The following is a 22,876-nucleotide window of genomic DNA, read 5'->3' as shown; positions in this document are numbered from 1 at the left end:
AAGCGCAAAAAAACAGAATTCTGCTGATTTACAGAATCCTGTTTCCTAAGCTTTCTTTTTTACAGATCACTCTCTTTTTCCCCGGTCAGTCCTGTGTTTTTTCTTCTACATAACCACAGGTTTCCTGGCTGCAGACAAGCTTATTTCCCTTTTCTACCATATAGCTTCCGCATTTTGGACATTTCTTTTTGGATGGCTTCTGCCAGGACATAAAATCACATTCCGGATTATTCTCACATCCATAATATTTTCGTCCTTTTTTGGTTTTCTTCAGAACGACTTCTTTACCACATTTTGGACAGAGAACACCGATTTTTTCATAATATGGCTTTGTATTTCTACATTCCGGAAATCCGGGGCATGCCAGGAAACGTCCATGAGGACCGTATTTGATCACCATGTTCCTGCCGCAATTATCACAGATCACATCAGTAACTTCATCCTGGATCTCCACCTTTTCCAGTTCCTTCTCAGCCTCATCCACATCTCTCTTCAGATCCGGATAGAAGTTGCTCACAACTGTCTTCCACTTTACAGTCCCTGCTGCCACACAGTCCAGCAATCCCTCCATGGTAGCTGTAAAATTCACATCTACAATGCTTGGAAAAGCCTGCTTCATAATACTGTTTACCACCTCTCCCAGCTCTGTAACATATAAATTTTTCTGTTCCTTCGCTACATAGCGGCGACTGATGATCGTGGTAATTGTGGGAGCATAGGTACTAGGACGGCCGATTCCAAGCTCTTCCATGGTTTTTACCAGAGAAGCCTCTGTATAATGAGCCGGCGGCTGTGTGAAATGCTGCTCCGGTTTCAATTCCTTCAAAGTAAGCTTCATTCCTTTTTCCAGGCTCTGATTCAGTACGTTTCCTTTTTTCTGGTCTTCTTCGTCTGTATAAACCGACATAAATCCATCAAAAACAATTTTAGAGGCAGCTACTGTAAAAGTATAATCACCTGCTCCTATTTTGACAGAGGTGGTTTCATATTTTGCAGGAGCCATACGGCTGGCTGCAAATCGTCTCCAGATCAGTTGGTAAAGCCTGAACTGGTCTCTGGACAAGGATTCCTTCAGAAGCACCGGAGTCCGGCTGATATCTGTAGGACGGATTGCTTCATGAGCATCCTGTATTTTCTGTCCCTTCTTAACAGCCTTCTCTGTTTTTGATACGTAATCCTCTCCATACTGGGCAGTGATATATTCTCTTGCCGCAGTATCCGCTTCCTCGGAAATTCGTGTAGAATCCGTACGCAGATAAGAGATCACACCTACTGTACCGCTTCCTTTAATATCAACACCTTCATATAACTGCTGAGCAAGACGCATGGTTTTCTGAGTAGAAAAGTTCAGTGTCTTGGCAGCTTCCTGCTGCAGTGTACTGGTGGTAAATGGAAGAGGTGCATTCTTGGTTCTCTCTCCCTTTTTCACTTCCGTAATCTCATATTCCTGATTCTGAAGAGCAGCAAGAAGTTCATCCATTTCCTGCTTATTATGAATATTCATCTTCTTATCTGTACCATAAAATTTAGCCTGCAGAGGTTTTTTCTCACCTTGCACCTGAAATTCTCCGTCCAGACTCCAGTACTCTTCAGGAATAAACGCATTGATTTCCTCTTCTCTGTCACAGATGATACGGAGAGCCACAGACTGTACACGGCCTGCACTTAACCCTCTTTTAACCTTTGCCCAGAGAAGCGGACTTATTGTATAACCTACCATTCGGTCCAGCATACGTCTGGCCTGCTGTGCATCTACCAGATCCATATCCAGATCTCTGGCCTGTTTGATAGAAGTCTTTACTGCAGTTTTAGTGATTTCATTAAAAGTAATCCTGTGCATTTTTTTCGGATCTTCCTTTAACGCCTGCATCAGATGCCAGGAGATTGCCTCTCCCTCACGGTCAGGGTCAGTTGCCAGATAAATCTTATCTGCTTTTTTTGCAGACTTACGCAATTTGGCAAGAAGCTCTCCTTTTCCGCGAATGGTAATATATTTAGGTTCGAAATCATGTTCTACATCAATTCCAAACTGACTTTTGGGGAAATCACGCACATGTCCGTTGGAAGCCTCCACATCATAATTTGCACCCAAAAATTTCTTGATTGTTTTTACTTTTGCAGGTGACTCCACTATCACCAGATATTTCGCCATGCTATCTCTCCTAGTTACAATCTATACTATCTGTTGTCACTGTTTCCTTTACAGTAACTTTCTGTTTCATCAGTTGTCCGACCGACAACCGAATTGCTACCCTCTCTACGTCCTTGTATAATAATGTTTTCCACATTCTGTAATCAGCCCCTGAAGCATTAACTCTATCAGATAATTGCTTACCTGACCAGGAGAAAAACCTGTTTTTCGCACAATATAGTCCACATTTTTTGGTCGTAAATCGAGACAACTATACACCATATTCAAATCACTTTCAAGTCCTAAGTCATTTTTTTCATCGCTTTTTATATTGGTTTTTGTACAGATTTCCAATTCTTCCAGTATAATTTCCGGGCTGTAGGCAATTCCGGCTCCATCATAAATCAGTTTATGGCAGCCCCTGCTGAGAGCATCTGTAACTGCACCTGGAATAGCATATACCATTTTTCCCTGTTCCAAAGCAAACCCTGCAGTGATCAGGGAGCCACTGTTTTCCTTTGCTTCCACGATGAGCACTGCATCTGCCAGTGCACTGATGATACGATTTCTGGCCGGAAAGCACCATGGCATAGGCTGTGTCCCAGGAGGGCACTCGCTGATCACTCCGCCCCCTTCCCAGAGAATTCTCTCATAAAGCTTTCGATTTGCCCTGGGATAGCAGACATCCACTCCACTTCCAAGTACTGCAAAGGTAGGCATTTTTCCCTCCAGTGCACCCTTGTGCCCCTCTGAATCAATTCCCAGTGCCATTCCGCTTATGATCTGAATGCCTGCTTCACTTAATACTTTCGCATACCGGAATGCCTGAATTCTGCCATATGGACTGCACATTCTTGCACCAATCACAGCCACTGCCGGCTTTTCTGCCAGAGGCAGTCTGCCCTTTACATAAAGTTTGTTTGGCATAGATGGATACTGTTTCATTTTTACAGGATATTCCGGATCCTCCTTTGTAATGCATCTGATATTTTCAGAAGTAGATTCTTTCATATAATAAATACCTTCCCATCCCTTATTTTATGACTGACTCCTTATCAAAAACTCTGTAGGATAAAGCCTCTCCAATATGATGACTGGCAATTTTTTCTTCCCTTTCCATATCTGCAATAGTTCGGGCAACCTTCAGTATCCTATGATAAGATCTGGCACTGAACGCAATCCGTTCAAAAGCTCTTGCCAGCAGTCTGGCACCGCTGTCTGTCACAGGGCAGAATCTGTCGATCTGACTGCTGCGAAGCTGACCATTGAATTTGATATCCATATCTTTATAACGTTCTCTCTGAAGCTTCTGCACCCTTTCCACCCTACTTCTGATCACTGCTGAATTTTCTCCTCTCTTTCCCTGATGAAGCTGCTCAAAAGAAATAGGCGGCACTTCTGTACTGATATCAATTCTGTCAAGAAGGGGACGGCTTATCTTTCCCAGATAACCGGCTACCGCCCCCGGAGTGCAGGTACAACGGTTCAGATCCGGATAGTAACCACAGGGACAGGGATTCATGGCTGCGCACAACATGAAATCTGCCGGAAACGTGTAGGTTCCGCTTACCCTGGCAATATGAATCACCTTATCCTCCAGCGGCTGCCTGAGAAGTTCCAGACTACTTCTGGAAAACTCAGGCATCTCATCCAGAAACAGCACACCCCTGTGGGCCAGCGTAATCTCACCGGGTCTTGGATTGCGTCCCCCACCGGCCAGCGCATAGGCGGTGCTTGTATGATGAGGACTGCGGAAAGGTCTCTGGCTGATCAGAGGATGATCTCTGGCCAAAAGTCCGGCAATACTATATATTTTGGTAAGTTCCAGCTTCTCTTCAAAGCTTATTCCCGGCATAATCGTAGGCAGCCTTCTGGCAAGCATAGTTTTGCCGGTTCCCGGTGGTCCCATAAACAGTATATTATGAAATCCACTCACTGCAATTTCTGCTGCCCTCTTTGCACTTTCCTGTCCTTCAATGTCCGCAAAATCCAGTTGATTCCTTTCCCCTCCGACTTCCGGTTCCTCCTGCTCTTCTCTCTGTATATAGGGTTCCGGATTATTTAAGCATTGCATCAGTTCCTGAAGATTCTTCACTCCGGCTACCGGAACATCCCTGATCAGCCTGCCCTCCTTTAAATTTCCATAAGGCACCACACACAGTCTGCAGCCCAGGTCTCTGGCACAGAGAACCATGGGCAGAATTCCGGAAACCTCATGGATTTCCCCATTCAGACCGATTTCACCGGACATCATCACCCCCTCCAATACCTGAGGCTTTATCATCTCAAAAGCAGCCATCACAGCAGCAGCCACCGGCATATCAAATCCGGCTCCTTCTTTCTTCATATCTGCAGGAGCCAGATTTACTGTGATTTTTTTTGGTGGAAACTGAAAACCATTATTTTTCAGTGCTGTCCGCACTCTGTCCTGTGCCTCCTTCACCTGAGCAGAAGGAAAACCAACCATTGTAAAGGATGGCAGACCATTACTTACATCTGCCTCCACCTGAACCGGACGCACCTCTATCCCCAGAATTGCAGCAGATAAAACACTTGCAAACAAATTTACTCCTTTCTTTGCGCAAAAATCCCCGCTGTTTCACACATAAATATATATTTTGGAAATTATGCAGATGAAATCGCAGTCAAACGATAAAACTCTGCTTAGAAAATAAGAAATGAGAAAAAGATTATCTTTTATTATAGCCCATTTTGCTCCAATTTGCAAGTGTTCATTTTGTTCTGATTTATACTTTTTATATTATAATAAAAAAGGAGCGAACTCTATATGAAATTTCAACGTATTCAGGATTTGCGTACTGATGCTGATATGTCCCAGCGTGAACTCAGCGAAATCCTTCACATCAGTCAGCGTTCCTACTCTCACTATGAGACCGGTTCCAGAAATATTCCCATTGAAATGCTGATTCGCCTTGCCAACTATTATGAAATCAGCCTGGACTATCTTGTGGGACGTACAGATAACAAAAAGATGGCAAAATAAAATATAAATGCAGGAGGAAGGACTGTATTTTCAGTCTATTCCTCCTGCATTTTAATTTCTTATCATAATACCGTCAACTGACGGATGAACTTTTGCGCCCTCTGCCTTTTTTCTGGTTTTTATATACGCATATAGCCTGCCGTTGTCAAAGGTCAGGAAACCCTTTGCCTTATTCCCCAGAGAATCTTTAAAGGAAAAATTTGCCGCATTTCCTGCCACGGATTTTTTCACATTTGCCTCACACACAGCAGTTTCTTTTTTGTTGGTCTGTGTGTAAGTAAAGGTAATGGTTTTCTCTGTAAGCTCTGTGATCTGTATGGTAACCCTTCCGTTTTCGCTTTTCCAGACTCCTATATAATCCTCAGGATTAAAAGCAGGTGCCCTGGTAATAACAGGTGTAGGAGTTACTGTAGGAATCGGTGTAGGCGTAGGAGTTGGTGTCGCAGCCGGGGTGGGTGTCACTGTAGGAATACTGGCCAGTGCTGCTATGGCCTCATCTTTTTTCTGCTGTTTTTCCATATCCTGTTTCTGCCTGGCCATAAGGATTCCTGCCAGGCCTACAAGCAGGAATATAATAATCAATACAATAAGAAGTCTGGTCAGTATTCTTTTTTTTCGGTCTCTTCTGTTTCTCCTGTTATATTTCGTTTCCGACAAATTATCCGTCTCCTTTTATATAGCGGATATTTTCAAACCGCTTCATCTATTACTTACTTTTTTCCTTAATGATACCTTTTCTGTAAGCTTCCAGAAGCTGGATCAGTTCCTGGATTCTTTCCTTCAAGGCATATCCGGTATCTGTATCTCCAACCAGCAGACGTCTCGGTGTATAACGGACTGCAACACGGTTTGAAGCAATATCTGTTTCCTTTGCAATAGCATCTGCCTTAGATGTAAAGGGCTCATGGGCACAGAGAGTCAGTCCATAGGAATTATAGATCAAAGTATATCCTGCAATTCCCGTAACCTTCCGATAGGCCTTACAAAAACCACCATCAATCACAATTACTTTGCCATTACATTTCACCGGGCTCTCACCTTCACTCTGATGAACAGGAACATGTCCATTAATAATATGTCCCTTCTCCGGATCCAATCCAAACTCAAGAAGCATCTGGTCCACGATTTCCTCTTTTTCCCAGAGTCTGTAGTATGCATTTTTCTTCTCCTCATGAGTAGTAGAATCTTCAATAAAATACCTTTCGAAAGTACTCATTTTACTTTTTCCAAACAAAGGAGAATTGGGTGCTGCCCAGATATACCACATAATATCTTTGCCTTTTTTCTGTTCCTCTTTATCTACCGCATAATATGCCCTGCGAACATAGGCTTCCAGAATATCATACAGTTCCTTACCCTTATAGCTTTTTCCATAAATCTGTACTTCACGGAAGGTTCCATCCTCATTAAGGGGAATGCTTCCATGAAAAAGCAGATTTCCATTATATACCTTATAAAGCCCTCCTTTATCAAGGAGAAAGAGGATATGCCTCTGAAGCTTTTCACAATTACGAAAAGCTGAGGAAAGTTTATCCATAACCTCCCTTTCTCCTTCCGTAAGCTCATAAGGATGGTTCCAGTCCACAGTAGGAAAGTTCGTATCCCGCAGTGGATATTCCTTTCCATCCGGCATGACGATCGTTCCCTTTTTCGGATTGATCCTGTGCAGTAATGCCCTGTCTTCCATCTGGAATTCCCTGTGCTTACGCACAAGCTTTCCTTCTAACTTAAACTGGATCACAGCAATGGCCTTATGCATTTTTTTGCCCAGTTCTTTTTCCAAAATATTATAATCAGAACTTCCTTTTATGGAAAAAATCTCACAGGGATCTTCTCCGTAAACTTCCATGGCAAAGGTGGCCAGAGGCAGCATATTAATTCCATATCCATCCTCCAGAATATCCAGGTTATCATATCGGATACTGTTTCTTAAAACAGTGGCAATACATGCCTGCTGTCCTGCCGCCGCACCCATCCACACTACATCATGGTTTCCCCACTGGATATCCAGGGAATGATATTCCATCAGTCTGTCCATAATAAAATGAGGTGCCGGACCTCTGTCATAAATATCTCCCAGAATGTGCAGATGATCCACAACCAGCCTCTGGATCAATTCTGCCAGGGCAATAATAAAATTTTCTGCCCTTCCAATCTGAATAATGGTATTTACAATCGCATCATAATAAGCTTCTTTATCCAGTACTTCTGCTTTCTCTGTGATCAACTCCTCGATTACATAGGCATAATCTGCAGGCAAAGCCTTGCGTACCTTGGATCTGGTATATTTGGAGGCAGTTGTCTTACACACCTCGATCAGACGGTAAAGGGTGATCTTATACCAGTTTTCCATATCCTCTTCTTCACTTTTAACCACATCAATTTTGTCCTTCGGATAATAAATCAGAGTAGCAAGAGCCCGTTTGTCGCTGTTGCTGAGAGTATGTCCAAATACATCATCAATCTTTTTGCGCACTGCTCCTGAACCATTCCTGAGAACATGGGAAAATGCCTCATATTCTCCGTGCAGGTCTGACAGAAAATGTTCCGTACCTTTGGGCAGATTCAGAATAGACTGCAGGTTGATGATTTCCGTAGAAGCTTTTCCTATTGTAGGATAAAGCTCAGCCAGTCTCTGTAAATATCTCAATTCTTCTTTTCGCATATCCATCTCCTTGTTTTTCTGTCTCTTATGATATGGCCAATCTGACACTTGCACAGATCAGCCGGTGAAATCAAACAATGACATCTGATTGGACTGAGGAATATCGCCGAACAGTTTCAGGTCATCCATCAGATCAATCACAGTTTTACTGACTTTGGTCCTGTCACGAAAATCATCCTTTGACAAAAATCTGCCCTGTTTGGCGGCATCCACCACTGCATCTGCTGCCTTACCTCCCAGACCATCAATGGTGGCCAGTGCAGGCATCAGTTTTCCGTCTACAATCTGGAACCGCTGGGCCTTGGCAGTATAAATATCAATAGGAACAAACTCAATCCCTCTGGCATACATTTCCTGTACAATACGCATATCCTTCAAAGTATCCTGATCTTTCTTGGAAGCAGCATCTCCTTTTTTGCGTATCTCTGCCATATAATATTCCAGACGTTCTTTTCCCATACACATCAGTTCGTAGGAAAAGGCAGTGGCACGAATACTAAAATAAGCCGCATAATAGGCCAGTGGCTGAAATACCTTATACCAGGCAATACGATATGCCATCATAACATAGGCTGCTGCATGAGCCTTGGGGAACATATACTTGATCAGCTTACAGGACCAGATATACCAGTCTGGCACATCATGTTCCTTCATAGTCGTGATCCACTCCTCACGAAGACCCTTGCCCTTACGGACACTCTCCATAATGGTAAAGGCCAGGCCACTCTCTACTCCCTTACCGATCAGATAGATCATAATATCATCACGTGTACAGATTGCAGTGGAAATAGTTGCTTTTCCTTCCTGGATCAGTACCTGGGCATTTCCCAGCCATACATCAGTACCATGGGAAAGCCCCGCAATACGAACCAGATCAGAGAAATATTTCGGCTTAGTATCTATAAGCATCTGCATGGCAAAATCTGTACCAAACTCCGGAATTCCAAGACAGCCAAGCTTACATCCCCCTATGTCCTCAGGCTCAATATGAAGAGCCTTTGTGCTGGCAAACAGCGACATCACATCCTTCTGATCCAGGGGAATGTCCCTGGCACTGATTCCTGTCAGATCTTCCAGCATACGGATCATGGTAGGATCATCATGCCCGAGTATATCAAGCTTCAGCAAGTTTCCGTCAATAGAATGATAATCAAAATGTGTTGTGATAATATCACTGTTCACATCATTGGCCGGATGCTGAACCGGAGTAAACTTCTCAATCTCTTCTCCCATAGGAAGTACGATAATTCCTCCCGGATGCTGTCCGGTAGTCCTTCGCACACCGGTGCAGCCCTGGACAATACGGTTAATCTCACAATAACGCTTATGTACTCCGCGTTCCTCATAATAGTTTTTCACATAACCAAAAGCTGTTTTCTCGGCAAGTGTACCAATGGTACCTGCCTTGAAGGTCTGGCCCTTTCCGAAAATAACCTCTGTATATCTGTGAGCATTCGCCTGATATTCTCCGGAAAAGTTAAGGTCAATATCCGGTTCCTTATCTCCCTTGAATCCCAGGAATGTTTCGAAAGGAATATCAAATCCCTCTTTCTTCATTTTGGTTCCACATTTAGGGCATATCTTATCCGGCATATCACAACCTGCCATTCCGGAATACTTTCTGACCTCAGGAGAATCAAAATCACTGTATTTACAATCAGGATTAGGGCACAAATAGTGGGGTGGCAGAGGATTAACCTCTGTAATTCCTGACATAGTCGCTGCCAGGGAGGAACCTACAGAGCCTCGGGAGCCTACCAGATATCCATCTTCATTAGACTTCCATACCAGCTTCTGGGCAATAATATACATTACCGCATAACCATTGGAAATAATGGAATGCAGTTCTTTATCCAGACGGTCCTCTACGATCTTTGGAAGAGGATCGCCGTACATTTCATGAGCCTTGGTAAAGCAGATATTCTTCAGATCCTGGTCCGAATTTTCAATAACCGGTGGAAATTTGTCCGGATGGATCGGTGAAATTTTTTCGATCATATCCGCGATCTTACCTGGATTTGTGATCACCACTTCCTCAGCCTTTTCGCTGCCCAGATAGGAAAACTCATCCAACATTTCCTCCGTAGTACGCAGATACAGAGGTGCCTGCTCATCCGCATCTGAAAATCCATTCCCGGCCATAATGATCCGACGGTAAACCTCATCCTGAGGATCCATAAAATGTACATCACAGGTAGCTACCACCGGCTTTTTAAACTGCTCTCCAAGCTTCACGATCCGGCGGTTGATCTCCCGGAGATCCTCCTCTGAATTTATCATATCATGCTTTTCATCTGTAAGCATAAACTTATTGTTTCCTATTGGCTGGATTTCCAGATAATCATAGAAATTCACCAGTCTGGCGATTTCTGCCTCAGGTGCATTCCTAAGAAGGGCCTGATACAGCTCCCCTGCTTCACAGGCACTTCCTACCAAAAGTCCTTCTCTATATTTTTCCAGCACGCTCTTTGGTACTCGTGGTCTTCTGTGATAGTATTTCAGATGAGACTGGCTGACAAGCTTATACAGGTTAATGCGTCCCGGTTCATTCCGCATAAAAATAATAGCATGATAAGTAGGAAGTTTTCTGACAGTATCCGTTGAAACTGCTCCCTGCTTATTTAATTCATCCACATCCACGATATCACGTTCTGCCAGCATCTGCACAAATTTCACAAAGATCTCCGCTGTGCACGCCGCATCATCCACTGCCCTGTGATGATTCTCCAGAGAAACGCCTACCGCTTTCGCTACTGTATCCAGCTTAAAACGATTCAATGCAGGAAGCAGAAATCTGGCCATACCTACAGTATCCACATAGGTAAAGTCATGAGAAATCCCCAGTCTGTCACAGTTTTTCATAATAAATCCCATATCAAAGTCTGCATTGTGGGCAACCATTACCGCACCCTTGCAGAATTCCAAGAATCTGGGCAGAACCTCCTCGATGGGAGGGGCGTCCATTACCATACTGTCATTAATACTGGTCAGCTGTTCAATCCGAAAAGGAATGGGAACCCTGGGATTTACAAAAGTAGAAAAACGATCTGTGATCTGGCCATTCTCTACAAGCACTGCTCCAATTTCGATGATATGACAGGTCAGAGAGGAAAAGCCTGTGGTTTCAATATCAAATACCACAAATTTCCCATCCAGGCTTTGTCCTTTACCATTTGTAACCATACCCTTTAAATCATCTACCAGGTAAGCCTCCATACCATAAAGAACTTTAAAATCCGAATCCTTGGGCACACAACCGCCCCATGCATCAAAGCAGTGGTTTGCCTCTGGAAAAGCCTGAACTACGCCATGATCTGTAATGGCAATTGCCTTGTGCCCCCACTCATAAGCACGCTTTACCAGAGCCTTAGCTTCTGTAACTCCATCCATATCACTCATTTTGGTATGACAGTGAAGCTCCACCCGCTTTTGAGGGCTGGTATCCACCCTGGCAGTGGTAAAATTGGCAATCTTCTTAATTCCCGCAATGGAACCGATGGTCAGTTCACTGTCAAAACGGTCAATTGTAGTAACACCGCGGAACTTTAAAAAAGCTCCTTTCTTTACATGCTCTGTAACCTCTGGCACCTGCTCGTTTCTGAGGAACATTTTTACTACAATACTGTCTGTAAAGTCTGTAATCGGAAAGATCAGGATTGTTTTCTCATTACGGATCTCCCTTGCTTCCACATCCATAACCTGTCCGCGTACAATAACTTCACCCATCTCACCGGTAATAGCTTCCAGGGTAATGGGCTCTCCTTCAAAGTCTCTTCCATAAATAACATCCGGATTGCTGTCCCTGCGGAAACCGCCGCGGAAATCTCCTTTTTTATCTTTCCGCTCTCCAAAGGAGGATTTTTTCTCCTGTTTTGCAGATGTCTTGTCTTCCTTTTTGTCTTTGTTTTCCGTCTTTGCCGTCTTTGCCTCTTCTTCCGGTTTCTGTCCGTCCTCTTCTTTGCTGCTGTTCAGTTTTGCATGGCGGATAACATTCTCTACCTCCTGTGCAATCTGGGCAGCTGCATTTTTCCTGTATCTGCTCTCCTGTGTCTCCACAAAATCCAGTTCTACCTTCAGATCCATGCCGCATCTCTCGCAAAAAACCTTGTGGAGATATTCCACCAGAATTTCACTTTTCTCCCTGGCGATCACAGAATCCGGAAGTATCATACGCAGATCATTCTCTCCCGGAAAAGTAATCTGTGCCTGTTTGAACATATTGTACTCAAGCATGTTATAGCTGCGCAGTTCCAGTTCCATACTGGAACGATAAGTTTCCAAAAAATTCTCCGGGGTATACTGTCTGGACAACCGGAATTTTTCAATAACAGTCACTCGCAGTTCAAGTCCTGAGAAAAGCTGCCTTTCAATCTGATCCTCCAATTCAAAGATATGTTTCTTGTGGATCCATCGTTCACTTTTTATATAAACCCAGATATGAGTTTTGGAGGGATTACAGGAAACTCTGGTCACAGTGACCATTTCCAGCAATTCCTCCAATTCTTTTTTCACTTTTAAGTTGGGAAATACATCAAAAAAGTCTTTTTCCAAAATAAAATCTCCTTTTTTCAGCCAGAAAACCCTGTCTGAAAAACCATTCCTGTCTTTCCGTTATTTCTGCCAGTTCAGAAGCTCCTGACGCAATGTTTCAAGCAGCTGATCTTCAGGAACCTTCTTTATGATCTCGCCGCCTTTGATCAACAGGCCAACTCCTACACCGCCGGCGATACCGATATCAGCTTCTCTGGCTTCCCCTGGACCGTTTACCACGCACCCCATTACAGCTACCTTAATATCCAGCGGAATATCCTGTACCATAGTCTCTACCTGATTTGCAAGACCAATCAGATCAATCTGAGTTCTGCCACAGGTGGGACAGGAAACTACCTCTACCCCGCCTTTACGCAGTCCAAGGGTTTTCAGGATTCTCTTTGCAGATTTAATTTCCTCCAGAGGCGCTCCTGTCAAAGATACACGAATGGTATCTCCTATTCCCTGATACAGAATAATCCCCAGTCCCACAGCTGATTTAATATTTCCTGAATATAGAGTTCCTGCTTCTGTAATTCCTACATGAAGAGGATAATCTGTCTGCTGTGCGATCAGCTCATGAGCCCTGGCACACATGAGAACGTCAGAAGATTTGATACTGATCACCAGATTATCATAACCCAGTTCTTCAATAATGTGTACTTTATCCAAAGCACTTTCCACCAGCCCCTCTGCTGTAACACCATGATATTTCTCTACCAGTTCCTTTTCCAGGGAACCACTATTTACCCCTACACGGATAGGAATATTACGCTCCTTTGCTGTATCCACTACAGCCTTAATCCTGTCAATACTTCCAATATTACCGGGATTAATACGGATTTTGTCTGCATCATTTTCCATAGCTGCAATGGCCAGACGATAGTCAAAATGAATATCTGCTACCAGCGGAATGTGTATCTGTTTTTTGATTTCTCCCAGAGCCCTGGCCGCCTCCATAGTCGGCACTGCGCAGCGGATAATATCACAGCCTGCCTGTTCCAGGGATAAAATCTGACTAACAGTGGCTTCTACATCTTCGGTCTTTGTATTGGTCATGGACTGGATAAGTATGGGATTACCGCCGCCGATTTTTCTGTTTCCTATCTGAATTACTTTAGTATGGTCTCTATACATGAAAATAACCCCTTTTTCTTTTTATATCTGACATTGCTCTTATCAGGCAACATCATCTGGCTTTCAAACAATTACTTTATTTTCGGATTTCCAGCAGTTTGTCCTTCAACTCATTTTCCATACGACGCATCTCTGCCTCAGCAGCCCGCCGTTTCTCATGGCCTTCCTGCTGAATACGGATCACCTCATCCAGGGTCTGTATTAAATCTGCATTGGTTTTCTGCAAAGTTTCAATATCTACGATACCACGCTCAGATTCCCTGGCTGTCTCTACAGTGGCTGTATGAAGGGTTTCTGCATTTTTTCTCAGAAGCTCATTGGTCAGATCCGTTACCTGGCGCTGAGCCTGAGCCGCTTCTGTTGAATGAGCAATTCCCAGTGCAAGAACCATCTGGCTTTTCCAGAGAGGAATGGTATTCACAATCGTTGTCTGGATTTTCTCTACCATACTTGTGTCATTATTCTGGATCAGACGGATCTGAGGAGCAGTCTGCATAGCGATAGTTCGGGTAAGCTCCAGATCATGAAGCTTCTTTTCAAAACGATTGCATTTTTCCTCCAGATCCCTGACTGCCTGAGCATCTTCCGGCTGTCCTGATAAAGCTGCTTTATTCTTCAATTCTGCCAGTTCACCATTTCTGGTTGCTTCCAGCTTCTGGTTTCCAGCAGCAATATACATGGTCAGCTCTTTAAAGTAGCTCAAATTCTGGTCATACATTTTATCCAGCATTGCAGAATCCTTCAGAAGGCGTACCTGATGCTCCTGAAGGGCATCTGTTATTTTGCCCACACTTATCTCGGCTTTGTCATATTTGTTCTTCAGATTCTCAATCTTGGAGGTCTGTTTGCGGAAAAATCCAAAAAAGCCCTTATTTTCCTCCTCGGCACTGAAATCCTTTAATTCTCCAACTACGCTTGAAATCAGATCCCCAACCTCGCCCAGATCCTGAGTCTTTACATTTTCCAGAGCTGCATCTGAAAAATCAGCCATTTTCTTCTGGGTTCCGGCTCCATACTGAAGAATCTGGTTTGTGTTGGTAATATCGATCTTAGCAGCAAAATCATCTACCATTTTCTGCTCTTCCGGAGAGAGGGCCGGCATTTTTGCTTTTACTTCCTGCTTTTTTTCAGGCTCCGGCACGGAAACGGCTGTTGGTTCTGTTTCTCCCAGATCAGGATCCAATGTTAAGGTTGGTGCCTCTGTTGGTTCCAATACTAAATTTGCTTTTTCAAAATCCTGCATTTCGTTTCCCATAAGTTCTCTCCTTTTCTATTATGCTTTTGATGTTATTGCTTCTTCATACGGTTGAAATCATCCTCTGTCAGCCCTTCCTGTGCCAACAAAGTATGTAATACAGAAATGTCACTGGATACATCCATAGCTGTATCCTCAAAAATAGAATCCAGCAGTTTTTCAAAAGCCAGATTTAAGGTATCCAGAGATTCTTCAATTTCCTTTTTGGAATTTTGAATATTCTCTCCCTGCACTGGTTGCTTATCCATATCTACATATGCATTCAAAAGCTTCACTGTAATTGGCAGATAATAGGACATCATTTTTTTCAGGTCCGGCACTATTTCCGGATGCTCCTGGGCACGCTCCAGAATACGTTTCACGATCAGCTCCATTCTGGAAATCTTGGCTGATATCATCTCACCGGGAATTGCATCATTGCATTCTCCCAGCTTTTTCAGATAATCATTTCCCTTATCCAGAATCTCCTGTACCTCAGGAGCAGTATTCTGCCTGAGCCAGTCTGCCTCTGCCTGCTTTTTCTGTTCTTCCTGTGTTCTCTGCTCCAGTGCATTCTGTGTGACTGTATACTGTCTGTATGTCTCATTACTTGTGATCAGGCATGTTTCCTGATTATCAATATGTCCCTGACGAAACCAGCCTCTGGCTATCATTTTTTTGATATCTTTCTTTACAAAATCCACGGGTTTGTCAACAGCAATGGATAACTGTTCAAAATTAGAATAGGTATGATCTCCCAGTGTCTGCTGATATCTCTGAAAACGGTTCAGACTTCCCAGTCTGCTCACGCCTGCTGCCAGAAAGCCACCGCCGATAACAGCTCCTGCTGCCAGAAAGCCAATACCGCCGGCTACTATGGAATTCATTTTCGCTACTGTACCGAAAATTCCCAAAACCAGACATCCCAGTCCCATTCCGCTGGCCAGGATTCCTCCTGTAACAGACATAAGCAGCCCCTTCACACGGACACCTGTCATTTTCTCATAAAGAGCAGGCATTTCCTTTTTCCCATCTGCCTGAGATCTGGCAGCATCCTGTGCCGCACGCTCCTGCTTTCGCTTTTCCTCAAAAGCCTGTGTTCTGGTCTTCTGCTGTTCTGTCTGCATCCCGGTATTGGTATTTCCATTTCCGAACACATTATCCAGGCCATTTTTAATGGCTGTGCTTCCGGTCTCTACTGCTGTATTCACTGCCAGATTTACTGCGTCATTTACTGTATTTTTTATTTCTTTTGTCATTTTCTGATAGTCCTGGGAGTTCACGCCGTCATCAATGATGGTTTTAAGTCTGTCCCCTAACTCTCCAAATTGATTCAAATTTTGATTACTCATTTTTCCCTCCCATATTTCTGCTATTTATTATAGCGAAATCCTGTCTAAAAAGCAACACGCGGAAAGCAAAGTACAAACAGGAACAAAAAAAATCCAAAAAATCAAATTCCCCATTGAAGTTAGCAGTCAAAAGTTTTACAATGGTAAAGAGATAAATTACACAAAGTAATGAATGTGAACGGAGGAATTGATATTATGGAAAAAAAGAATATGGACTGGGGCAGCTTAGGCTTCGGTTATGTACAGACCGATTATCGTTATGTATCTAAATTCAAAGACGGTGCATGGGATGCAGGTGAACTCACTACAGATCCTAACGTAACATTAAATGAGTGTGCCGGTGTATTCCAGTATGCACAGACTGTTTTCGAGGGAATGAAGGCTTACACAACAGAAGACGGACATATTGTTACTTTCCGTCCTGATTTAAATGCAGAGCGTATGGCAAATTCAGCAAAAAGGCTTGAAATGCCGGTATTCCCGGAAGACCGTTTCGTTGATGCCATCGTACAGACAATAAAAGCAAATGCAGCATATGTTCCTCCATATGGCTCAGGAGCTACATTATATGTGCGCCCATATATGATGGGTACCAACCCTGTTATCGGTGTGAAGCCAGCTGACGAATATATGTTCCGTGTATTCACTACACCTGTAGGACCATACTTCAAAGGCGGCGCTAAACCGATTACAATCCGTGTCAGTGATTTCGATCGTGCTGCACCTCATGGAACAGGTCATATCAAAGCTGGTCTTAACTATGCAATGAGCTTACATGCAATCGTAGATGCTCACAAGAACGGATTCGATGAGAACATGTATCTTGATGCAGCTACACGTACTAAAGTAGAAGAAACAGGCGGTGCTAACTTTATCTTCGTTACAAAAGACGGTAAAGTTGTCACACCGAAGTCCAACAGTATCCTTCCTTCTATCACACGTCGTTCCTTAATCTATGTTGCCAAGGAATACCTTGGATTAGAAGCTGAAGAAAGAGAAGTATACTTTGATGAAGTAAAGGATTTCGCTGAATGTGGTCTCTGCGGTACTGCTGCAGTTATCTCTCCTGTCGGAAAGATTGTTGACCACGGCAAGGAAATCTGCTTCCCAAGCGGAATGGAGAAAATGGGTCCGGTTATCCAGAAGCTCTACGACACATTAACAGGTATCCAGATGGGCCGCATCCAGGCACCGGAAGGATGGCTGAAAGTTATTGAATAAATAACAGCTGACTGCTGAACAGTTAACTATTACAAAAATATCCCGCAGAATTAGTTTGAGCACATTCTACGGGATATTTTTTCTTTTACATCACTGGTTTTTCCAGCTCTGCTTTGTTTCTTCTATTTTTTCCTCTCGTATTTCACGAACTGATATTCCAGGTCAAAATAAGTCTGCTCATCGCTTTCTGCTGTGATCTCCCATTCCTCGTCTTCATCCAGATCCGGAAAATGACTGTCTGCCTCATAAACAAAATCAATTTTTGTCACATGGGCTACATCACAGTATGGAAGCATCTGTGTATATATGCTGTCACCGCCGATACAGTAAACATCCTCTGAAGGATATTTCTTAACCTCTTCCAGTGCTTCTTCAATGCTGTGTACTACAATCGCACCTTTTGCATCATAGTCTTTATTTTTGGTGATCACGATGTTGGTTCTGTTTTTCAGTGGCAGTCCATTTGGAAAACTTTCCAGAGTTTTCCTTCCCATAACGACTACTTTTCCACTGGTTTCTTCACGAAACATCTTCATATCTGCCGGGATACTTACAAGAAGTTTATTATCCTTGCCAATTCCCCAGTTCTTATCTGCTGCTACGATAACATTCATTTTATTTTTTCCTCTCTTAATTTATCAGATGGCCACCGGAATATTTTTAATCTGCGGCCATGTTTCATAATTCTCCACGATCAGATCATCTGTTGTAAACTGATAGAAATCCTTCACTTCCGGATTCAGTTTCACAATAGGTGCCGGATAAGGTTTTCTCTTGATCATTTCTTTTACTACCGGAATATGGCGGTCATAAATATGACAGTCAGCCACCACATGAAGCAGTTCTCCTGCCTCCATATCACATACCTGTGCCATCATCATAAGCAGAAGTGCATACTGACATACATTCCAGTTATTTGCTGTAAGAATATCCTGGGAACGCTGATTGAGGATTGCATTCAAAGTCAGCTTATCGCTCCCCGGTGTCTGTGTCACATTAAAGGTCATAGAATATGCACAGGGGTACAGCTTCATTTCATGGAGATCCTGATGCACATAAATATTTGTCATGATCCTGCGGCTGAAGGGATTATTCTTCAGATCATAGATTACCCTGTCCACCTGATCCATCATGCCTTCCTTATACTGATGCTTCACACCAAGCTGGTATCCATAAGCCTTCCCAATGGAACCCTTCTCATCTGCCCAGCTGTCCCAAATATGGCTGTTAAGATCATGGATATTATTGGATTTCTTCTGCCAGATCCAGAGGATTTCATCCATAGCACTCTTTAAGGCTGTACGTCTGAGCGTCATTGCCGGAAATTCCTTTCTCAGATCATATCGGTTTACCACCCCAAATTTCTTGATCGTATATGCCGGAGTCCCATCCTCCCAAACCGGACGTACCTTTTCTCCCTCAGTACTTGTCCCATTTTCCAGGATATCCTGGCACATTTTTATAAATACATCATCTGCGTAACTCATTTTTCCACACTCCCATATTCTTTATTTTCTCTACTGTTTTGCATATTTCACTGCATTATAGCATTTCTGGCTTTTATACTCAACTGTACTTTCGTAATACCGCTTATTCATGCAGCAGCCACAGCTTCTTCTCCAAACACCGGAATTCTACTCTCGTCACATCTGCGCAGTATTCCCCATCTGCATGGAGTACCATGGGTTTGTCCAGAATCAACCGGAACGCTTTTTCGTCTCTGATATTAAATCCATTAATATGTTCCTGCTTTGCCGCAACCAGTAGTGGAAGCAGAAAAAAGGTCTGCCACTTGGCAATTCCTGCTGCACTGCTCAGAGACAAACGCCCATCCTGTGGTGATGCATGAGGTGCCATGGGAACACCTCCGCCTTCAGCAGGAAGATTCATAGCTGCTGCAAAGATCATCCCAGGCAGAATAAATCCCCCATGTTCTGTAATCACTTTTCCATTTGCCGTTTCCATGGTAAAAAGAGACTGCACTGTCAATGCAAGATATGTAAGCTTACCCATATGGAAACGGTTCAAAACCTGTTTCAGTCTGGAATGAAGTGCTTTTTTGCACACAAGGGCATCCAGCCCAAGACCGGAACTGATTCCAAAAATCCGTGGCTTCTTACAGCCTTCCCAGCTTACCTGCCCCAAATCAATCCTGAGGAGTTTTTCCCCTCTCTGATCCTTTTTGATACAGGCGCATATTTCCTTCAGGCTCTCCTTTGGTGCTTTGGGTAGATTTAGATTTCTGCCAAAATCATTTCCCGAACCTGTGGGAATCACTCCAAGACGTACTTTTTCAAAATCTGTAATACCGTTTAGTACTTCATTAATCGTGCCATCTCCACCTACCACCAGCAGGTAAACCGGCTCCTCACCTTTCATTGATGAAATACGCTCTGCCAGTTTTGTAGCATGTCCCCGATATTTTGTCATATAAGCGGCATATTTTATTTTGTACCCCCGAAGCAGATACTGAGTTTCATTCCATACCCTGTGTGCCTGTCCGGTTCCCGCTCCGTTATTCACAATAATCTGTATTTTTCTCATTATCCCTCTCTGCCATACCCAATCGTATTTTCCTGTAAATCCGAATACTTATACTATACAATATTTACCTCCCACATACAAGACTTGTCAATTACGAAATCCGTCCCGCACCATATTAGTTGCTGTTCACTCCGTTCCTAGCAACGTGGTATCCTCGTATAATATAAAAAGAGAGCGAAAATCCAACTTTCCTGCCAAAACTGAATTTTCGTTCTCTTTTATTTATATTTTCCGTAAAATGCCTGTGATACAGACTCTAAAGTATATTACATCATATTACATCTCAAGAACAAGGAACTGATACCCCTGCAGTTCTATCTTATTTCCAGACACAGCTGCATGATCATAGTTATTGATCAGAATTTTCTTATACTCTCCTGCAAGTTCGATTGTCTGTGGTTCTTTCTGATAATTACCCACTACAAGAAGAGTTCTGTCACCTTTGCGATAATATGCCATCAGATTGTGCACTTCTTCCCATACCGGTTCCAGAGCGCCATATACAACAGTTTCTTTATATTCCGGATTTTTGCGCAGTGCGATCAGCTTCTTATAAAAGCTTCTTACAGAATCCGGATCATTGATCTGGCTTTCAGCATTGATTTTTTTATAGTTTTCATTTACCCTCAGCCATGGTTTACCTGTTGTAAATCCAGCATTTTCACCGTCTGTCCACTGCATTGGGGTTCTGGCATTATCACGGCTGAATCTGGAAACCACCTTCAGAGCTTCATCCTGTGTACATCCGGCATCTAAAGCAACCTTATATTCATCTAATGTGGAAATATCATCTACCTGGTCAATGGATTCAAACTTCACATTCTCCATTCCAAGCTCCTGCCCCTGATAGATAAAGGGAATTCCGCGAAGCATAAAATTCAGACCACCAAGCATTTTCTTACTTGCATCACAGCAGTCACCCTCCGGGATATATCTGCTGACACCACGGGGTTCATCATGATTCTCAATAATATTGGAAACAAAACCAATATCCCCGATTTTTCTCTGTGTGCCAAAGCAGCATGCTTTATACTCATCCGGTGTGATCTGTCTGCAGTCATACCATCCCTTTTCAGAGCCTCCACAGATCGTTTCTGCAAAGTCAAACATACTGGAAAAATATCCGTTGTCTCCAATAAAATCAGGAATCTCCTCCGGTTTCTCATTAAAAACTTCGCCTACTGAAAAAGCATCATATTTTTTGAAGGTGCGGTCACGCATCTCTCCCAGAAATTCTCCAATTCCCTGCGCTTCAGCCAGCATATTATGGATACTGCTCAGACCATCCTCACGGTCAGGCTCATAATCATGGAGTGGAAGGGCTTTCTTAATATTAATAATAGCATCAATGCGGAAACCGCCCAACCCTTTATCCAGCCACCAGTTAATGTTTTTATAAACCTCTTCTCTTACTTCCGGATTCTCCCAGTTCAGATCCGGCTGTTTTTTATGAAATAAGTGAAGATACTGCTTATTGGTTCCGGGCAAGTCCTCCCACGCCGAACCTCCGAAATAGGATCTCCAGTTCGTAGGCAATTCTCCCTCTTTTTTATCACGGAGATAAAAAAAGTTTCCATATTTTCCATTCGGATCCTGACAGGCCTTTTTAAACCATTCATGTTCATCTGAGCAATGGTTTACCACCAGATCCATAAGAATATACATATCCCTCTTCTTTGCCTCAGCGATCAGCTCATCCATGTCATCCATAGTTCCAAATCGTGGATCAATATCATAATAATCAGAAATATCATATCCCTGATCAGCTAACGGAGAACGATAGCAGGGTGAAAGCCAGATAATATCAATTCCAAGATCCTTCAGATAGTCCAGTTTCTCAATAACACCTCTCAGATCTCCAATTCCATCACCATTGGTATCATAGAAACTCTTCGGGTAAATCTGATAAGCAACCTTTTCATTCCACCATTTCTTTGTCATTGCAAAAATCCTCCTGTATTTTTATCCAAGTTCTCTTTTTCAATAAATACGATTTTATCAGGATTCACAGAAACTGTCTTATCCTATTTTGATATAAAAATACGATATTTTGACTTTTGTGCATTCTATTTATCAGCATTCTCTATTTCATCCAAAGAACGTTTGCGGTACTGCAGCGGCGTTGTTGATGTATATTTTCTAAACTCCTTCAGAAAATTCCCCAAATTGTTATATCCACATTCCAGACAAATTTCCGTAACCGTCAGATCTGATTCCTTCAGATAGTGTATTGCTTTTTTTATCCTGTATTCATTCACATATTCCATTGGTGAACGACCGATTACTTTCTTGAAAAATCTGCAGAAATACTGTTCATTCATCCCTATCAGCCCTGCCAGATCACGGATATAAATTTTCTCTTTGTAATTCTCTTGTATGTAAGTCAGTGTGGTCTTGATCGTCTCAATCCTGTGGTCATGGTTCTTCTCCGTTACCTCAAACAGATTATTCACAGACAGAACTGCCAAAATCCGCAGCAATGCTGATTTGATAAATAACTGCCTGGTGATATCATCTGTAACTGCCGCACCGTCATAATAATTATCCGGAAAAGAATCTCCGCCAAATACATTTCTGATTTCTTTATAGGATTTTTTTACCAGTTCAAATGCCGAATCCTCCTTACGCAGGCATCTGGGAAACTGAATGCTGCCTATCTGGACCGGCTGGATCAGGTTAGTCTGAATCTGATCCAGTGAATATACCGAACGAAACATATCCATATGGAAAACCAATGCATTTTCCACACACCCGCCATTCTTTTCAACAGATATACTGTGAAGTTCTCCGGGATTAATAAAATAAAAGCATTCCTCTGAAATATAAAAACGCTCCATATTGACTTCCAGGCAAAATTCTCCCCCTGAGAAATACAGAAGCTCCACTTCCTCATGCCAATGATGCTTTACCATATTCCCTTTCGTTTTTGTGCCTGTCTGATAAAAAGCACAAGGAAAATCCCGAGTACCATGGACACGGATTTCCTTTAAAGTTGATGGTTGTTGATTCTGCACGAAGTACGCCTCCTGTTGTCCGTAAACAGATGAAAGCTTATTGC

Annotated in this window: 16 protein-coding genes; 2 read left to right on the top strand and 14 right to left on the bottom strand. The window is 43.0% G+C overall.

Going from position 1 to position 22,876, the window contains the following annotated elements:
* Window positions 1–85 precede the first annotated feature (85 nt).
* The 3 genes from topA to H8Z82_RS10965 form a co-directional block, all read right to left on the bottom strand.
* Window positions 86–2,152 (bottom strand): type I DNA topoisomerase, encoded by a 2,067-nt coding sequence (gene topA, locus H8Z82_RS10975; protein ID WP_186995128.1) that lies wholly within the window; start codon window positions 2,150–2,152, stop codon window positions 86–88.
* Window positions 2,153–2,257: 105 nt separating this feature from the next.
* On the bottom strand, window positions 2,258–3,142 hold the full coding sequence (gene dprA, locus H8Z82_RS10970) for a DNA-processing protein DprA (protein ID WP_019160967.1): 885 nt from the start codon (window positions 3,140–3,142) through the stop codon (window positions 2,258–2,260).
* Window positions 3,143–3,164: 22 nt separating this feature from the next.
* The gene (locus H8Z82_RS10965) at window positions 3,165–4,694 is read right to left on the bottom strand and encodes a YifB family Mg chelatase-like AAA ATPase (protein ID WP_186995127.1); all 1,530 of its coding nucleotides are present in this window, start codon (window positions 4,692–4,694) and stop codon (window positions 3,165–3,167) included.
* Window positions 4,695–4,919: 225 nt separating this feature from the next.
* Between H8Z82_RS10965 and H8Z82_RS10960 the strand changes: the two genes are divergently transcribed.
* Complete coding sequence (locus H8Z82_RS10960; RefSeq protein ID WP_019160965.1) at window positions 4,920–5,135, top strand: helix-turn-helix domain-containing protein; 216 nt, start codon at window positions 4,920–4,922, stop codon at window positions 5,133–5,135.
* Window positions 5,136–5,186: 51 nt separating this feature from the next.
* Here H8Z82_RS10960 and H8Z82_RS10955 read toward each other — a convergent pair whose 3' ends face one another.
* The 6 genes from H8Z82_RS10955 to H8Z82_RS10930 all read right to left on the bottom strand — a co-directional run bounded on the left by H8Z82_RS10955 (window position 5,187) and on the right by H8Z82_RS10930 (window position 16,053).
* Window positions 5,187–5,792: a hypothetical protein gene (locus H8Z82_RS10955; protein WP_186995126.1), complete on the bottom strand. Its 606-nt coding sequence runs from the start codon at window positions 5,790–5,792 to the stop codon at window positions 5,187–5,189.
* Window positions 5,793–5,841: 49 nt separating this feature from the next.
* A complete protein-coding gene (locus H8Z82_RS10950) occupies window positions 5,842–7,800 on the bottom strand; it encodes a fructose-1,6-bisphosphatase (RefSeq protein WP_186995125.1) in 1,959 nt (652 codons plus the stop codon).
* Window positions 7,801–7,857: 57 nt separating this feature from the next.
* Window positions 7,858–12,351, bottom strand: coding sequence for a PolC-type DNA polymerase III (locus tag H8Z82_RS10945; RefSeq protein WP_186995124.1), 4,494 nt, complete (start codon window positions 12,349–12,351; stop codon window positions 7,858–7,860).
* A 60-nt stretch (window positions 12,352–12,411) separates the two neighbouring features.
* A complete protein-coding gene (ispG, locus tag H8Z82_RS10940; protein ID WP_186995123.1) occupies window positions 12,412–13,467 on the bottom strand; it encodes a flavodoxin-dependent (E)-4-hydroxy-3-methylbut-2-enyl-diphosphate synthase in 1,056 nt (351 codons plus the stop codon).
* A 76-nt stretch (window positions 13,468–13,543) separates the two neighbouring features.
* Entirely contained in the window at window positions 13,544–14,722 is a 1,179-nt protein-coding gene (locus H8Z82_RS10935) for a toxic anion resistance protein (protein ID WP_186995122.1), read from the bottom strand.
* Window positions 14,723–14,754: 32 nt separating this feature from the next.
* Window positions 14,755–16,053, bottom strand: coding sequence for a 5-bromo-4-chloroindolyl phosphate hydrolysis family protein (locus H8Z82_RS10930; protein WP_186995121.1), 1,299 nt, complete (start codon window positions 16,051–16,053; stop codon window positions 14,755–14,757).
* Window positions 16,054–16,248: 195 nt separating this feature from the next.
* On the opposite strand from H8Z82_RS10930, the gene H8Z82_RS10925 reads away from it, so the two are divergent.
* Window positions 16,249–17,274: a branched-chain amino acid aminotransferase gene (locus H8Z82_RS10925; RefSeq protein ID WP_026076903.1), complete on the top strand. Its 1,026-nt coding sequence runs from the start codon at window positions 16,249–16,251 to the stop codon at window positions 17,272–17,274.
* A gap of 122 nt (window positions 17,275–17,396) precedes the next feature.
* Here H8Z82_RS10925 and H8Z82_RS10920 read toward each other — a convergent pair whose 3' ends face one another.
* From H8Z82_RS10920 to H8Z82_RS10900, 5 genes are all read right to left on the bottom strand, one after another.
* Window positions 17,397–17,888, bottom strand: a complete 492-nt coding sequence (locus H8Z82_RS10920; RefSeq protein ID WP_019160958.1) for a dihydrofolate reductase — start codon at window positions 17,886–17,888, stop codon at window positions 17,397–17,399.
* Between the two features lie 24 nt (window positions 17,889–17,912).
* On the bottom strand, window positions 17,913–18,761 hold the full coding sequence (thyA, locus tag H8Z82_RS10915; protein WP_186995120.1) for a thymidylate synthase: 849 nt from the start codon (window positions 18,759–18,761) through the stop codon (window positions 17,913–17,915).
* Window positions 18,762–18,864: 103 nt separating this feature from the next.
* Window positions 18,865–19,818, bottom strand: a complete 954-nt coding sequence (locus tag H8Z82_RS10910; protein ID WP_186995119.1) for a diacylglycerol/lipid kinase family protein — start codon at window positions 19,816–19,818, stop codon at window positions 18,865–18,867.
* A gap of 276 nt (window positions 19,819–20,094) precedes the next feature.
* Window positions 20,095–21,759, bottom strand: a complete 1,665-nt coding sequence (locus H8Z82_RS10905; RefSeq protein WP_186995118.1) for an alpha-glucosidase — start codon at window positions 21,757–21,759, stop codon at window positions 20,095–20,097.
* A gap of 125 nt (window positions 21,760–21,884) precedes the next feature.
* The gene (locus H8Z82_RS10900) at window positions 21,885–22,832 is read right to left on the bottom strand and encodes an AraC family transcriptional regulator (protein WP_186995117.1); all 948 of its coding nucleotides are present in this window, start codon (window positions 22,830–22,832) and stop codon (window positions 21,885–21,887) included.
* Window positions 22,833–22,876: the final 44 nt, after the last annotated feature.

Origin of the sequence: Blautia difficilis, assembly GCF_014297245.1 — a bacterium.
Classification (GTDB): Bacteria; Bacillota; Clostridia; order Lachnospirales; family Lachnospiraceae; genus Blautia_A; species Blautia_A difficilis.
Note: the sequence above shows the minus strand (reverse complement) of the source record. Positions and strands in the feature narration are given on the sequence as shown.

What these genes read in the sequence shown, in the direction of transcription:
- H8Z82_RS10935 (WP_186995122.1), bottom strand. Translation starts at nt 14,722, where the DNA reads ATGGGAAACGAAATGCAGGATTTTGAAAAAGCAAATTTAGTATTGGAA.
- H8Z82_RS10925 (WP_026076903.1), top strand. Translation starts at nt 16,249, where the DNA reads ATGGAAAAAAAGAATATGGACTGGGGCAGCTTAGGCTTCGGTTATGTA.
- topA (WP_186995128.1), bottom strand. Translation starts at nt 2,152, where the DNA reads ATGGCGAAATATCTGGTGATAGTGGAGTCACCTGCAAAAGTAAAAACA.
- H8Z82_RS10930 (WP_186995121.1), bottom strand. Translation starts at nt 16,053, where the DNA reads ATGAGTAATCAAAATTTGAATCAATTTGGAGAGTTAGGGGACAGACTT.
- H8Z82_RS10920 (WP_019160958.1), bottom strand. Translation starts at nt 17,888, where the DNA reads ATGAATGTTATCGTAGCAGCAGATAAGAACTGGGGAATTGGCAAGGAT.
- H8Z82_RS10905 (WP_186995118.1), bottom strand. Translation starts at nt 21,759, where the DNA reads ATGACAAAGAAATGGTGGAATGAAAAGGTTGCTTATCAGATTTACCCG.
- dprA (WP_019160967.1), bottom strand. Translation starts at nt 3,142, where the DNA reads ATGAAAGAATCTACTTCTGAAAATATCAGATGCATTACAAAGGAGGAT.
- H8Z82_RS10910 (WP_186995119.1), bottom strand. Translation starts at nt 19,818, where the DNA reads ATGAGAAAAATACAGATTATTGTGAATAACGGAGCGGGAACCGGACAG.
- H8Z82_RS10950 (WP_186995125.1), bottom strand. Translation starts at nt 7,800, where the DNA reads ATGCGAAAAGAAGAATTGAGATATTTACAGAGACTGGCTGAGCTTTAT.
- ispG (WP_186995123.1), bottom strand. Translation starts at nt 13,467, where the DNA reads ATGTATAGAGACCATACTAAAGTAATTCAGATAGGAAACAGAAAAATC.
- H8Z82_RS10960 (WP_019160965.1), top strand. Translation starts at nt 4,920, where the DNA reads ATGAAATTTCAACGTATTCAGGATTTGCGTACTGATGCTGATATGTCC.
- thyA (WP_186995120.1), bottom strand. Translation starts at nt 18,761, where the DNA reads ATGAGTTACGCAGATGATGTATTTATAAAAATGTGCCAGGATATCCTG.